Below are 14,489 nucleotides of genomic sequence, written 5' to 3'. Positions count from 1 at the left end.
TGAAGTAGAGAGACCCTGGTAAGGTTAATTGGTAATGGAGCTTGAAAATATAGCAGGCTTTACATGGAATTGCTATGCTCCGGATTGTCCAAAAGGTCTCGTGCTTTTTATAAAAACAGAGAAGATGCTACAAGCTTTATGGCTTGCTGAATGTCAGTAATGAATGGATTTTAAAGAGATTAAAATGAGCAAGTTATTGTATATAAAAGCGAATGCAAAAGCAGATGGAGAGTCACGAACTTTCCGGATTTCAGATAGTTTCATTAAAGCGTATAAAGAGAAATATCCGGCAGACGAAGTGGTGGAACTCGATTTGTATGAAGCCGGTTTGGGCTTCTTGCCGAAAGGAAAAATTAATGAATTACGCGAAGCCGTTCAGCAAAATGACCGGAATCACCCGATTCTGAAATTTGCTTACGAATTTGCCGAAGCCGATAAGTATGTCATTGCCGAACCTATCTGGAATTTGGGACTTCCGGCTATCTTAAAAGCATATATCGATTACGTGGCTGTTGGCGGTATTACCTTTACTTATACCGAAAAGGGACCGGTTGGTTTATGTCACAATAAAAAGGCAGTTAATATTATCACACGGGGAGGCGATTACTCGTCGGAGTCGATGGAAACGCTTGAAATGGCCGACAGGTACCTGCGTAATATCTTCGGGTTTATGGGGATTACCGATTTCGAGACGATTGCCACCGACCGCCTTGATGTCATTACAGAAGATACGGATAAACTGATGGAAGGTGCTATTCAAAAAGCTGAAGAAGCAGCGTTAGCATTTTAGCATCGAATGATTGATAAAATAAAGAAAATGAGAACGAAAGTTTTTGGAATCGTGCTGCTGTTTGTTGCAGCTTTTATTGCTCAGGGAGTAAAGGCCCAGGAGCCGGTAGCGAATGTACCTCATTCGGCACCTATCCCGGTGGAAATTTTCTTGGGAACGAAAGGTTGGACCTCCCAGGTTATCGTTGACAAGAAGTTGACACCCAACAGTAAGTTTGGATTCTTCGGATTGTCATTCCTGAAAGCCGATTATGATAACGCTGAATTTCTGAGGGAATCGATCAATCTGGCTTTCCTGAAATATGATTTGTTTAAGAACGTGAGCATCCTTTCCGGTGCGGAGTTTAATTCGCAATGGGGATTCAGACCGTATGCCGGCGCACAGTATGCCTATCACAGCAAAAATTTTATGGGTGTTGTTAACTCCGGATTTCAGCTGACCGAAACGAAAAACTTTGAATCATTGGCTATCGCTGAATATCGTCCGACGATTAAAGGTGCCTGGTCATTGTATACTCATGTGCAAGGTCTGTACAGCCAGAATACAGAGATTGGCGAACACGATCGCAGCTTTTTGTACAGCCGACTAGGTGTTAGTTATAAAACATTTTCGTTCGGGTTGGCGCTTGACAATGATTGGTACGGGTATGGCCCAATGAAAATATCCAATCACCAGTTCGGAGTTTTTATCAGTACGGTTTTGCAATAACGTTGGTTAAGCAGATTTTCCCAGCTAAAAAGGGACACGAATGAAGAATACGAAGCTCTTAGAGGTCACATTGCTTTTGGCCAGTACGTTGACGATTTTGGCGAATGCCATCGTGGCGCCGTCCTTGCCGCTCATCAGCAACGCTTTTAGCGGGGTAAAGGATGTTGAGATATTGACCAAGATGATGCTGACGCTTCCGGCACTTACCATTGCCATTGCGGCTCCGCTGGCGGGCCGGTTGCTTGATAAGGCCGGACGAATTAAGGTGCTGTATGTTTCTCTTTTGATTTATCTCGTTGCCGGAACATCAGGCTACTGGCTGGAAAATCTTTACTCTATTTTGGTCGGTCGAATGGTCTTCGGACTGGGCGTTGCCGGCATCATGACTGTCTCAACTACGTTAATCGGCGATTATTTTTCCGGCGCTAAGCGGGAACATTTCATGGGCCTGCAGGGAGCCTTTGTTGCCTTGGGGGGACTTCTTTTTATTACGGCTGCCGGCGTTTTGACCGATATCAACTGGCGACTGACCTTCCTCATCTACGGTTTTTCGGTGGTTGTGCTTCTGTTGGTTCCGTTTGCTTTGCATGAGCCCAAAATCATACGGCAGGAAGCAGCAGCCGGAAGTCAAAACGGGCAATCGGTTTCACCACTGGTTTGGCTGGCCATGGCAAGTGCATTTCTGACAACGGTGAGTTTTTACCTGATTCCGGTACAGTTGCCTTTTCTCTTGCAAAAACTGGAAGGAATCGACGGGAACCAGGTTGGCTTAGCCATCGGATGTCTTCCGTTTGCGCAGGCCATTGCCTCTTTCTTTTACAAGCATGTGAAGAAGCGGCTTGGTTTTATGAGCATCTATGGTTTGGGCTTCATCCCAATGGCCATTGGTTTTTCAGTCATCGGTTTCAGTCAAGCATACTGGCAGATGATTGCCGGAGTGTTAATCACCGGGCTGGGTGTCGGGCTTTTGATACCCAATGGCAACCTGTGGATGATTTCATTGGTACCGGTTCAGGTCAGGGGAAAGTACATTGGCTTTTTAACCACGGCTACGTTCCTGGGGATGTTTCTTTCTCCGATCATTATACAGCCGGTACAGGATGTGGTTGGCATTGATGCCAGTTTCGTGGTAGCCGGAACTGTTCTGGCCTTTTTGTCGGTTGTGTATCTGCTTGTGCAAAGAAGAGTGGCGGTTGTCACCGAATAATCGAAACTAAACCAAAAAAGATATGGCAATGAAAAACTTTTTAAAACAGGGGCTTATGGGCGGAATCATGGGGTTTATCATGAGTTTTGTGATGGTGTACTTCATTTCTTCGCTTCCTGAAACAGCCACCGAAAATGCCTTCGGTAATGGTATTAGTGGTGCGATTAGCGGTTTTATGGGCGGCTTTATGGGTATTATGGGCTATTGGGCACAGCAAAAGAGAAGCAAAGCTCAAGTTGGCGGCTACAAAATAAGCCATTTACGACCGGTCGGTTGATACAGTATCAGCATACCTGTGAGGTGCTTTCGTCATGACTCGAAGGAAGTATTTAACTGATTTACTTTCATTATTTGTGTATAGAAAAGCGAGAAACATATTCGCGATGTAACCTGTTCTCCTTAGAAAGAACAGTAACACATAAAAGACAAAATCATATGAAAGTATTAGTGATTGGAGCCAACGGAAAAATTGGAAGAATCCTTTCTAAGAAGTTAAGTGCCTCTGAGGATTATGAACCGACAGCCTTTATCAGAAATGAAGAGCAGCGTGCGTATTTCGACGAAATCGGAGTTCCGGCAATTGTTGAAAGCCTGGAACAATCCGAAGAGGTGATTGGGAATGTGATAAAAGATTTCGATGCGGTTGTTTTTACGGCGGGGTCGGGCGGCAAAACCGGTTATGATAAAACACTGGAAATCGACCTCGACGGAGCGATAAAAGCTGTTCAGGCCGCCAGCAAGCATCAGGTGAAGCGTTTTGTCATGGTAAGTGCCGCGCACGCTGATGAGCGGTCGTATTGGGGGCAATCGAGTATCAAACCTTACTACATTGCCAAGCATTACGCCGACAAAGAGCTTTCGCAAAGTGACCTCGATTATACCATTTTGCGGCCGGTGCGACTAACCGATGAACCGGACGCGGGGAAGGTGAAAATGCTTAATGAGCCCGGTCAACTGGAGCGGGAAATTCCGCGGGCTGCTGTGGCTGAAACCATTCTGACGATTCTCGAAGATAAAGCTACCTATGGAAAAATCATCGAGATGAGCCGAGGAGAAGACTCTATTGAAGAGGCAGTGAAGAAGGTGTGTTCATGAATTTTTAGTCTTAAATAAATGGGTTTTTTAGAAAAGAGAGTTGCAGGGGAGATTTCCCTCTTCTCTCTTTTTTTGTTCATAGCTTCTGAAAAAATATACTGATGTATTTTTGGTGGTGAGTATCTGTGCTTCCCACTCATCTTTTCCGGATTTTGTTAATCATAATAATCACTTCATCTTCAATAAATCGTATCCATCAGTAATTTAGGTAGGTAAATCCGTAAACAGGATAGGTAAGTAATAACAATCCTGGCAATATTTACATCTGAATTAACCAGGGTAATAAACCTTAATTCGGATGAGATGAAAACAATAGGAATACTAGTCGCAATAGTTTTAATCATAACATTAACAAGTATGTCCATACTAAATCAACCCCGGTTCGGACAATTACCGAGAGGAGAAAGATTGGAGCGCATCAGGAAATCGCCCAATTACGTAGATGGAGAATTCAGAAACCAGCATGAAACGCCGGTAATGACTTCTGACAAAAGCAGATTTAAGGTCATGCTTGATTTTATGTTTCGGAAGAAAATCAGGCTGTCGCCGGAAGAGGAGATTCCTGTTATTAAGACGGATATCAGGGCATTAAGTCCGGACGAAGATGTTGTAATATGGTTTGGTCATTCGTCCTATTTTATTCAGTTAAAAGGAAAAACGTTTTTGGTTGATCCGGTATTCAATAGCTATGCGTCACCGTTCTCGTTTATTAACCAGGCGTTTAAAAGTACCAATGCATATAAGGCTGACGATTTTCCACCAATCGATTATTTGATAATAACCCACGATCACTGGGACCATTTGGATTATAATACGGTGCTGGATTTAAAACCGAAGATAAAACAAGTCATTTGTGGGTTGGGCGTCGGCCAGCATTTTGAATCCTGGGGCTTTGAGCATTCGATCATTACAGAACTGGATTGGTATGAAGGAACGGAATTAGCACAGGGATGGCAGGTAACAGCCACACCTGCCCGGCATTTTTCAGGAAGGGGACTAAAGGGAAATCAGACCCTGTGGGCTTCTTTCGTCTTGCAGACACCGGATAGCAATCTTTTTTTAGGAGGTGACGGCGGATATGATTCTCACTTCACAGAAATTGGCTCGAAGTACGGACCTTTTGATTTGGCCATACTGGAACAGGGACAATACGACAAAAACTGGAACCTGATTCACATGATGCCCGCTCAGGTTTTTGAAGCAGCCAGAGAGTTAAGGGCTCATCAGATATTACCGGTTCATCATTCCAAATTTGCACTGGCCAACCATCCATGGGATGAACCGCTGAATAAAATAACAGAAAACCACATCGGTTCCGGCACTGATGTATTAACACCACGGATTGGGGAACCTGTTCTACTGAGAGACACAACGCAAACGTTCAGTAAGTGGTGGAAAGAGCCGGATTGATTTCCCGGGTAATTTGGTATCTGGGATTTGCTTCGTAAACCGGAGGCTTTATGTCTATTCAGATACGGAAGGTTTGCCGATATACTCTGCTCCAATATGGTCTACTTTTATTAACTTACAGACAACTAACTTAGCACGATGAATTATGAAAATACAAGCCAAACCATTTCTTACCACGCTAATCGTCATTTTGGGTTTAATCGTTAGTTGGAATGCCAACAGTGCTCCGGTGGAAGAAGACACAGGTCTGAGTCAAAAAGAAAAAAGCCTGGTCCGTATATCCAGTTATACGGCGCAGGGAAAACTTGACGGATTGAAAAAGGTGCTGAATGAAGGACTTGATGCCGGATTGACGATCAATGAAATTAATGAAGCGCTGGTGCAACTCTATGCTTATTGTGGTTTTCCCAGGAGTTTGAACGGGATTGTCATGTTCATGGGAGTTGTGAAGGAAAGAAAGGAAAGAGGCATCCATGATGAGCAAGGCAAAGAGATCGAGTTCAACGATGGCGTGGCTGACAAATACGAACAGGGCCGGAAAGTTCTCGAAGTATTGACCGGTAGACCGCAGAGTAAGCCAACTTCCGGCTTTGGCCAATTTTCTCCCCGTATTGACAGGTTTCTGAAAGAACACTTATTTGCGGACATCTTCGCCAGCGATATTCTCAGCTATCATCAACGGGAACTGGTAACCATTGCTGCACTGGCTTCTATGCAGGGCGTCGAACCTCAGTTGGGGGCGCATATCGGTATGGGCATGAATGTAGGAGTAACCGAAAACCAGCTAAATGACTTATTATCAATCATTGAAGAGACCGTTGGAACAAAAGAAGCAGAAAGTGGTCGAAACCTCCTGCGAGGGATAAAAGTGCGGAGTAACTAATTCATATTCCTGTACTCATTGGGCGACATGCCCACCTGCTTTTTAAACATGCGGGTAAAATGCTGCGGATGTTTAAATCCCAGTTCGTAGGCAATTTCGCTGATGGATTTCTCTGAATCGAAAATCTTTTCTTTAGCCACATCAATTAACCGAAGTTGAATGTGTTCCTGGGCCGATTTACCGGTTTCTTTCTTCAACAGATCACCCAAATAATTGGGGGAGATAAACAGCTTGTCGGCGCAATAGCGAACTGATGGCAATCCTGCCTCTAAAGGTTGTTCCGAAGAGAAGTAGTCTTTCAGGACATTCTCAAAACGAACCAATATATCTTTGTTGACGTGGCTACGTGTGATAAACTGGCGCTCGTAAAAACGTTTGCTGTAGTTGAGGAAAAGTTCCAGATACGAGACAATGAGCGTTTTACTGTGCGAATCGATGGCGTGCTCTAGTTCGTAATTGATCTTACTAATGCAATCATTGATGATTTCCCGCTCCCTGTTTGACAGGTGCAAAGCCTCATTTACCTCGTAGGAGAAAAAGGTATAATCGTCGATGTGTTTTCCCAGTGAAGTACCGTGAATTAAATCGGGATGGAAAATAATGGCCGTGCCTGACGCCTGTTGTTTTTCACCGGTTCCTTCTACACCATAAACCTGCCCGGGAGCAATGAATATCAAGGTTCCTTCTTCATAGTCGTAGTTTTTTATCCCGTAGGTGATATTGCCACATTTGATATCTTTTAGAAAGATGGCATATACGTCCATCTGCCCCCTGAAATAGTGAAACGGCTCTGTTTTCGAAAAATCAATCACGGCGACCAACGGATGTAAGGTTTCCTGCCCCACTAAATTGTTGTATTCAGTCACTGAATTTATCCTGGTAACTTTGCTCATAACTCATTCTCAATGTAATTGCTGTTACAAATTTAAGTAACATCCCTTAGGTTGTTATGGTTGGAAATCAGATTCCGTAATAATGGTAGACGTTTCCGTAATTCAGGTAGTCTTCAATAGTGTTTTCTATGGAATTTTGTATGGATGTTTTTATGCCGGTTAATGAGGATTTGAGAAACGGAGATGAAACAAATGACGAGCTTTAAAGTGCTCAATCAGTCGTATGATTGTTTCGCAAAGTTTCGGGTTACAACTGAAGTGCAATGGATAATTTCAACAGGGAATCTTCCTTGTTTTTAGTTTTGTTTGTTTAATTGCAATTCCTGTTTTTAGTTTAGGAGAAAAAGAGAGGATATGATAAAGGAAAGACAGCAAGGGCTCGTGGCCATTTTTTCAGCCAATGTCATTTTCGGGTTGAATATACCCGTGACAAAGTCACTGGTCGCGAATTGGATGACTCCTATGGGATATACCATGACCCGGATGATATTTGGAGCCCTCATCTTTTGGGCCATTGGTTCGTTTCTGAAACGGGAGAAAGTTGAGGGAAAGGATTTGCTCGTTGTGTTTGTTGGCGGATTAATGGGCTTTCTGGGGACACAGTTTTTGTTTTCGCAAGCCCTTGAATTTACCACGCCGGTTATTTTTTCATTGCTCATAGCGATGACACCTGTGGTTGTGCTTCTTCTCTCTTCTGTGTTTTTGGGAGAAGCCATTCCCAACCGAAAGATTATCGGAATCCTGATAAGTATTTCCGGTGCCGCTTTAATCATCCTGTTAGGAAGTACACACGGACAGCATGGAACCAATAATGCGCTGGGTATTCTGTTTACTATCATTTGTGTGCTGTTCTATGCCGGTTACCTGACGATAACCCGGAAAATCTCGCAAAAATACGCTCCGGTAACCGTAGCCAAGTGGATGTTCCTGTTTTCCGCATTGATGGTGTTGCCGTTCAGTTTTTCTGCATTGCCAAATCAAAAGATTTACTCGGCAGATACGACAGGGACGGCAATTGCGTTGTTGGCGTTTGCACTGTTGTTTTCCACTACGCTGGCATTTTTCTGTATGCCTTATGCGTTAAGACGGTTGGAGGCGAGTACGGTTAGTATTTTCATGAATTTGCAACCGATTGTAGCCTCAGTGGTGGCTATTGCTATAGGACAGGATTCGTTAACCTGGGAAAAGCCGTTGGCGGCTGTTTTGGTATTAACAGGAGTTTATTTGGTGACGAAACCAGCTGCTCCGAAAACAACAGAACAGCGCCGAATAGCCCTGAGTTGGGTATTTTCGGCGAATAAGCTACGAAAGCGGTAGATGTAGCAATTCATTCTCTGGGCAACCTTTCTTATAACATTCGGTAATAAGGGTAACACTATCAGTTATTGAGGTAATTTTATCGTCGGGAGTATTGTGATATTTGTATGGTAAGAATTTCCGGAAGGATTGAAAAAGCAATTCTGACAAAAAATATACGATATGGACCGAGTAAAATTAAGCAAAGAGAAATTTGAAGAGCTGTTTGGCAAACACACAGGGCCGCTGGCTGAAACCGATCCGGACCTGCAGGAGATGCTCAATCGCTTCATTTTTGGTGAGGTTTTCTATCATGGAAAACTGACCGACAAGGTTCGGGAATTGATCACCATCGTTGTGCTGACGACGAACTAAACGTTGGAACAACTAAAGGCTCATGTTTTTGCTGCATTAAACATTGGTGTTTCGCCTGTTGAGATCAATGAAGCTGTTTATCAATGTGCACCTTATTTAGGTTTTCCTAAAACCCTGAATGCCATTCAGCAGGTGAACGAGGTTTTCAAAGCAGCTAACATTTCAGTTCCAGTCGGAAGCCAAAAGCAGGTAACTGAAGAAACCCGTTTCGATGAAGGACTGAAAGTGCAGAAAAGCATATTTGGCGATGTGATCGACCAGATGCACCAAAAAGCAACGGAGAATCAGAAACATATTCAGAACTACTTATCGGCATTTTGTTTTGGTGACATCTATACACGTGGAGGTTTGGATTTGAAAACCCGTGAATTATTGACCTTGTGTATCCTGAGTGCCCTGGGAGGCTGTGAAAGCCAGGTGAAATCGCATGTATATGGAAACCTGAATGTCGGAAATGACAAGAATACCCTGCTGGAGGCGGTTACCCAGTGCTTACCTTACATGGGCTTTCCAAGAACGTTGAATGGATTGAGTGCAATCAACGAAGTGGTACCGGAAAACAAATAGTCATTACAATAAAAAGATTTAAAAATGAGTGATTTTAAGCAAATATTCCCGTTAGGAGAAAAGAACGAGGCTTTTGCCCAATACTTTATCGGACAAAGTTATTTAGCTCCATTGACCTTGGATGGTGTTCCGTCATTTAATGTGACTTTTGAACCGGGATGCCGCAATAATTGGCACATTCACCACAAAGGAGGACAAATTCTTTTTTGTACCGCCGGAACAGGTTGGTATCAGGAAGAAGGAAAGCCGGCACGGTTGTTAAAACCGGGCGATGTGGTCAATATTCCGGCCGGGGTAAATCACTGGCACGGTGCCACAAAAGACAGCTGGTTTGCCCATATTGCTTTGTCGGTTCCCGCCGAAGGTGCTACAACCGAATGGCGCGGTCCGGTGACAGATGAAGAGTACAGAAAGTTGGGCTGATAGAGAGAATACAGTTGTTTTCCTGATGAAAACATAAAAGAGGCCGTCCCCAAAAGGATGGCCTCTTTTTTTTTTGCAAATGACTAGTAGTCTTCTTTTGAGATATACCTTTTGAGTTGAAACTAGATTATCGCGCGATTAAATATTCAGCCAGTAGGTCAGTTTCAGGTTGATGGAACGGAACCGGGGACCGAAGTTGTCCAGGAAGTAATTATCGTTGTAAACGATATAGAGGTCCGACAGCGGAGCAAAGCGCCATTGCAACCGGGAGTTGATGCCGAGGTTATCGCGCTGGTTACTGTATTGTATCAGGGTTGCCCAGAATACCGATTTGCTGAAAGAGATATCCACTTTGGGTGTAAGCAGCCAGTAGTCGGCATCAGAATAGGGGGCAGGCAGGCGGATGGCGTCGTAACGCATATTCAGACTAAGCACGGCCCAGGGCTGAATACGGTATATGAGATCGGTGCTTGCCATAAAGCTTTGCCCGTTAAAGAATTGTCCTCCGGAAGATTCTGCACTAAACGAAAACAGTTTGGCCGGATTTGACCGGTAAGAAACCTCGTATTGATTGTAAGTATAGCCGTGATCTTTGGGTAGAGGAACACCTCCCGACCGGGTCGGGTCGAAATCGAAAGGCAGATAAGCGTAATGATTGCTGATATTGGCATCCAGGACCGCCTGATTGGTGAAGTTCACCTCGTAATACAATTGATACCGATGGTCCGACTGCCGGAAATCCATATTGGGCTTCCAGTAATGCAGGATCTCGCCACCCGGTCCGTGCTGGCTGACGCTTCCGTTTTTGGGGTAAAACATCAATTTAAGGTTATTCCCCCATCTGAATATTCCGGTGCGTTGAATGTAGCCCAGATCAGAATGAAAATCCTCACCAACATACATCATGTCGATAATCCATCGCAAGTTTCTTTTCAGGTAAGTGGTTGTGGCTTGCGCCGAGAAATTCCCTTTTGTGTCATTGGGCTGAAAAGATTTGTGCAGGTAAAATTTACCGGTCCACTCATTATCTGCTGAAGCCAGATTATAATCAACACCAATCACCCGGTTGTATTTTTGAGAGTCCGGTACAAAATCATAATCTTTAAATGTTTGCCGGTTGATCAGAAACACGCCGAGGCTTGAGCGGGAAAACATCTTCTTTTGCAGCGTAAACATCATGTTGTTATTCGAAGGAATCGCATTTTTAACATCCTCAGCTGTTTGAATATTCAAAAATCCAAGACGCCAGTCTTCATTTAATTTACCACTTAGACGTACTCCGCCCAAAATGCGGTTTTCAATCAGGTTTCCGTTTTTGTCCCTGGCCAGACCGATTCTTCTTGAGAAAAATGGGTTGGCTTGATTATACACATCTCCATAACTTCCAAATAAGTCATTGTTATCAATAAAGAACTGCCGTTTTTCCGGAAGGAGAACCTCAAACCGGGTCAGGTTGGTGAAAATATCGTCCACTTCGACGTTTGAGAAATCGGGATTGACCGTCACATCCAGGTTCATGCTGTTTCCAATGGCGAACTTGGCGTCTCCTCCTATCTTGAGTTTGCTGTTGGCGTCTCCTGAGTCGTAATCCTTATCGGCCTGGGCGTTTACATACGGAATAACAGCAATTGGCGTGTGTGATTTGCCCAGCGGTTTCTCAAAATTCAGATTGCCCGAAAAGGCGAGGCTTGATAGTAACTGACTTTGCGGAACCCGTCCCCAGGCACTTTGTTCGTTCGTTTGTATATCCCATCGATAGCACTGCAGCCGCCAGCTGGTATCGCCCTCTCTGAATTTTAGTGAACTGAAAGGAATCGCTACTTCTATCACAAAATGGTCATCATACATTTTGCTTTCAGCCTGCCATTTCACATCCCAGGCTGTATTCAGGCTATTTTCACCGGAACCGCCGCCGGAAACAAACACATCGCGTTTCACGCCGTATGGAGTAACCCCAAACATGAATGCGTTGGTACCATCCCGGAAGGTGTCGAACATCAGCGTTATATTGTCATTGGTGGCACCACCGAAGTCGCGCCTGAGACTCGACACGACATAGTGATTACCTTGCACTTCGGCCCGAATGCCGACATACAAGGTGTGATCGTTATAGAGTATCCTGAATTCGGTTTTATTTTTGGCCCGGATGGAATCGGTGGGGAAAAACTCCCAAAAGTTGTCGGATGGAGTAGCGGTTTGCCATATCGGCTCTTTCATAACGCCGTCCACCTGAATGGAGCCGGTAATGTATTTTGCTGTAATATTCCGGGTTGCATTTTGCCCCCAAACCGAAATAGCAAAAAGAAAGAATGCGAGGAAGCCAATCGTTTTGATCATGAGTCTTTGGTTTGTTAGTTTAGTCGAATTCCTGTTCTCACTCACATGCAGCGTCAACGGAGCATAGCATCGTGTAGTGATTTAGGCAGGTTGTTTGGTCATTATATCCCTGCGCAATTGCCGTTGATGTTATGTTGGTTAGTTAGGTTCGTTCATAATTATCAACTGACAGTCATGTAAATATAGATGACGAAGTCTTTTTTAACTTATGAAATTCAAACCATAAGTTACGAAAATCAAACATTATTAAAACTTACACTTTCTTCTTCAGGAATTGTCTGCACGGTTTCGTCTTAAAATTCAGTTAGATATGGAGGCTAACTTGCTTTTTTGCAAAAAAAATCCGGCCTCCGCTTCATGTTTTGATTTACCTGAGCGGGGCCGAACCTTACTTATTCACTACAATCAGTTCTTGTTATATTTTGATAGAGCTTCCTCGTATTTTTTGCCTACAGCATTCCAATCTAAAACCGACCAGAATGCGTCGAGGTAATCGGCTCTTTTGTTTTGATATTTAAGATAATAAGCATGCTCCCAAACATCTACGCCCAACACGGGGATTCCTTTGTTGTCTGACTGGATGTCCATTAATGGATTGTCCTGGTTAGGAGTAGACGTAACTCCAACAGAACCATCCGATTTTGCATACAGCCAGGCCCATCCGGAACCAAATTGGCCCAGTCCTGCTTTTTTGATTTCTGCTTTCAGGTTATCGAGGTCGCCAAAAGCTGTTGCAATCTCATCGGCCAACTTTCCGGCTGGTGTCAGTTGAGGATTGGGAGACAGAATTTCCCAGAACAGCGAGTGGTTGTAGTGACCGCCTCCGTTATTACGCACGGCAGTACTGTATTTGCTCACTTCTTTAATGATTTCTTCCAGACTTTTATTGGCTCCATCACTTCCTTGCAGCGCATTGTTGAGGTTATTTACATATGCCTGGTGGTGGCGCTGATGGTGAATCGTCATTGTTTCTTTGTCGAAATGTGGCTCCAGTGCTTCGTATGCATATGGGAGAGCCGGTAATTGAAATTTGCTCATGATGTCTGTTTTTATTGTTATCATTCAAATCTAACTACAGGAACAATAAAACAACAAAAAGGTTGTTTTAAATTGATGGAAATTTTCGGTCTTTGTTTCTTTTAGTTTGCTATTTGGTTGATTATTGGTTTCTGGAGAAAAAGAGGTAACTTTGTATTTGTCAATAAAACAACTAATTGTTGTCAAAATGAAGAAGAATTCATCCGATCGTATTTTAATGGTCCTAAAGATGAGAGGTGAAGCCACATCGTATGTGATTGCCAAAGAACTGGCGATTACGAAAGAGGGGGCACGAAAACATTTGCTGAATCTTTCTTCGGAAAACCTGGTAAAAGCGACAGTGAAAAGTGAAGGCGTTGGTCGTCCTTCAACTTATTATTCGCTTACCAAAAAAGGCTTGTCCCGGTTTCCGGATACGCATGCCGAAGTTACGGTTCAGTTACTCCGATCGGTGAAGAAACTTTTAGGAGACAATGCCTTGAATCTTCTGATTAGTGACCGGGAAACAGCTGTGTACGATAGGTATGAAGAGGAAATGGAAGGCTCGGAAACACTGGAGGAAAAGCTGGAGATATTGAGCAAAAAGCGCACCGAAGAAGGGTATATGGCGGAATGGAAAAAAGAAGAGGATGCCTGGTATCTGATTGAAAATCATTGTCCTATTTGCGCCGCAGCGACCGCGTGCCAGGGATTTTGCCATTCGGAACTGAATAATTTTAAACGGTTAATTGGCTTGGGATACGAAATGGAAAGGGTGGAATATATTATTGAGAATGGAAACCGCTGCGTTTATAAAATTGAGGAGTCGAAATAATCAATGGCATCTTTTCTGAACATCTTGTTATTCATCATCGCGGGAAAGTGTTTGGATTTTTTAGCATATGTAAAAAAATAAAACGAATAATAACGCTAGCTTAGTAGGATGTTTTAAGCTTAAGTCAAATAAAATAAAGAGGAAAATCGATTATGTCACAGCTTACATCCGAAATGAAAGAGATGGTGATGAACCACCAGTGTTTCCACGCGACGGTCAGTAAAGACGGACTCCCGAATAACGCACCCAAGCGTTCGACCCGTGTATTCAACGATGAAACGTTGATTTTCAGTGAGGGAACAGGTGGAAGAACCTATCAAAATATCCTGGATGGCTCAAAAGTAGCCGTAGCTGTTGTGAACCGCGAAATTCTTGACGGATACCGATTCATAGGAACTCCGGAAGTATTGACTGACGGCGAGATTTACGAGAAATCGGCGGAAATGTCATTGAAGGCAGGAATGCCTAAGCCGAAGGCCGTCATTCTGATACATATCGAGGAAATTCACAGTCTGAAACCCGGACCAATGGCCGGTAAGAAGATTGGCTAATTACCTTACCTTATTCAAAGAGACTATTGAAAACTATCGGTTTTCCCGGTAGTTTTCAATAGTTGATGCATGCATCACTTCCGGATGAGATAACGTTCTGTT

General features: G+C 43.7%; 15 protein-coding genes and 1 pseudogene. 13 read left to right on the top strand and 3 right to left on the bottom strand.

Annotated elements, in window-relative coordinates; translation table 11 throughout:
* Positions 1–184 precede the first annotated feature (184 nt).
* From CLV93_RS10165 to CLV93_RS10135, 7 genes are all read left to right on the top strand, one after another.
* Positions 185–790 carry an FMN-dependent NADH-azoreductase gene (locus CLV93_RS10165; protein ID WP_106542213.1) on the top strand — a complete coding sequence of 202 codons (606 nt, stop codon included), beginning with the start codon at positions 185–187 and terminating at the stop codon, positions 788–790.
* 27 nt (positions 791–817) lie between these two features.
* Positions 818–1,498 (top strand): hypothetical protein, encoded by a 681-nt coding sequence (locus CLV93_RS10160; RefSeq protein ID WP_146142000.1) that lies wholly within the window; start codon positions 818–820, stop codon positions 1,496–1,498.
* A 40-nt stretch (positions 1,499–1,538) separates the two neighbouring features.
* Positions 1,539–2,705 carry an MFS transporter gene (locus tag CLV93_RS10155; RefSeq protein WP_106542088.1) on the top strand — a complete coding sequence of 389 codons (1,167 nt, stop codon included), beginning with the start codon at positions 1,539–1,541 and terminating at the stop codon, positions 2,703–2,705.
* Positions 2,706–2,727: 22 nt separating this feature from the next.
* Positions 2,728–2,982, top strand: coding sequence for a hypothetical protein (locus tag CLV93_RS10150; protein WP_146141999.1), 255 nt, complete (start codon positions 2,728–2,730; stop codon positions 2,980–2,982).
* A 158-nt stretch (positions 2,983–3,140) separates the two neighbouring features.
* Positions 3,141–3,800 (top strand): SDR family oxidoreductase, encoded by a 660-nt coding sequence (locus tag CLV93_RS10145; RefSeq protein ID WP_106542086.1) that lies wholly within the window; start codon positions 3,141–3,143, stop codon positions 3,798–3,800.
* Between the two features lie 357 nt (positions 3,801–4,157).
* Positions 4,158–5,210 carry an MBL fold metallo-hydrolase gene (locus CLV93_RS10140; RefSeq protein ID WP_211297801.1) on the top strand — a complete coding sequence of 351 codons (1,053 nt, stop codon included), beginning with the start codon at positions 4,158–4,160 and terminating at the stop codon, positions 5,208–5,210.
* Positions 5,211–5,355: 145 nt separating this feature from the next.
* Positions 5,356–6,093 (top strand): carboxymuconolactone decarboxylase family protein, encoded by a 738-nt coding sequence (locus CLV93_RS10135; protein WP_106542084.1) that lies wholly within the window; start codon positions 5,356–5,358, stop codon positions 6,091–6,093.
* Here CLV93_RS10135 and CLV93_RS10130 read toward each other — a convergent pair.
* Complete coding sequence (locus CLV93_RS10130; RefSeq protein WP_106542083.1) at positions 6,090–6,986, bottom strand: helix-turn-helix domain-containing protein; 897 nt, start codon at positions 6,984–6,986, stop codon at positions 6,090–6,092. The genes CLV93_RS10135 and CLV93_RS10130 overlap by 4 nt on opposite strands.
* Positions 6,987–7,340: 354 nt before the next feature.
* Between CLV93_RS10130 and CLV93_RS10125 the strand changes: the two genes are divergently transcribed.
* The 4 genes and pseudogenes from CLV93_RS10125 (at position 7,341) to CLV93_RS10115 (ending at position 9,647) form a co-directional block, all read left to right on the top strand.
* A complete protein-coding gene (locus tag CLV93_RS10125; RefSeq protein ID WP_106542082.1) occupies positions 7,341–8,303 on the top strand; it encodes a DMT family transporter in 963 nt (320 codons plus the stop codon).
* Between the two features lie 162 nt (positions 8,304–8,465).
* Positions 8,466–8,783 (top strand): annotated as a pseudogene (locus CLV93_RS20550) (carboxymuconolactone decarboxylase family protein); the annotation flags it as partial.
* A gap of 135 nt (positions 8,784–8,918) precedes the next feature.
* On the top strand, positions 8,919–9,224 hold the full coding sequence (locus CLV93_RS20450) for a carboxymuconolactone decarboxylase family protein (protein ID WP_246187288.1): 306 nt from the start codon (positions 8,919–8,921) through the stop codon (positions 9,222–9,224).
* A 24-nt stretch (positions 9,225–9,248) separates the two neighbouring features.
* Entirely contained in the window at positions 9,249–9,647 is a 399-nt protein-coding gene (locus CLV93_RS10115) for a cupin domain-containing protein (RefSeq protein ID WP_106542081.1), read from the top strand.
* A 138-nt stretch (positions 9,648–9,785) separates the two neighbouring features.
* Here the strand turns inward: CLV93_RS10115 and CLV93_RS10110 are convergent, their stop codons facing one another.
* Positions 9,786–11,984, bottom strand: coding sequence for a DUF5916 domain-containing protein (locus CLV93_RS10110; protein WP_106542080.1), 2,199 nt, complete (start codon positions 11,982–11,984; stop codon positions 9,786–9,788).
* Between the two features lie 405 nt (positions 11,985–12,389).
* A complete protein-coding gene (locus CLV93_RS10105) occupies positions 12,390–13,022 on the bottom strand; it encodes a superoxide dismutase (protein WP_106542079.1) in 633 nt (210 codons plus the stop codon).
* Positions 13,023–13,209: 187 nt separating this feature from the next.
* Between CLV93_RS10105 and CLV93_RS10100 the strand changes: the two genes are divergently transcribed.
* Positions 13,210–13,836, top strand: coding sequence for a helix-turn-helix transcriptional regulator (locus CLV93_RS10100; RefSeq protein ID WP_106542078.1), 627 nt, complete (start codon positions 13,210–13,212; stop codon positions 13,834–13,836).
* A 152-nt stretch (positions 13,837–13,988) separates the two neighbouring features.
* The gene (locus CLV93_RS10095) at positions 13,989–14,387 is read left to right on the top strand and encodes a pyridoxamine 5'-phosphate oxidase family protein (protein WP_106542077.1); all 399 of its coding nucleotides are present in this window, start codon (positions 13,989–13,991) and stop codon (positions 14,385–14,387) included.
* The last annotated feature ends 102 nt before the right edge of the window (positions 14,388–14,489 follow it).

Origin of the sequence: Prolixibacter denitrificans, assembly GCF_003014495.1 — a bacterium.
Lineage (GTDB): Bacteria > Bacteroidota > Bacteroidia > Bacteroidales > Prolixibacteraceae > Prolixibacter > Prolixibacter denitrificans.
This window is presented reverse-complemented; position numbering and strand designations above follow the sequence as displayed.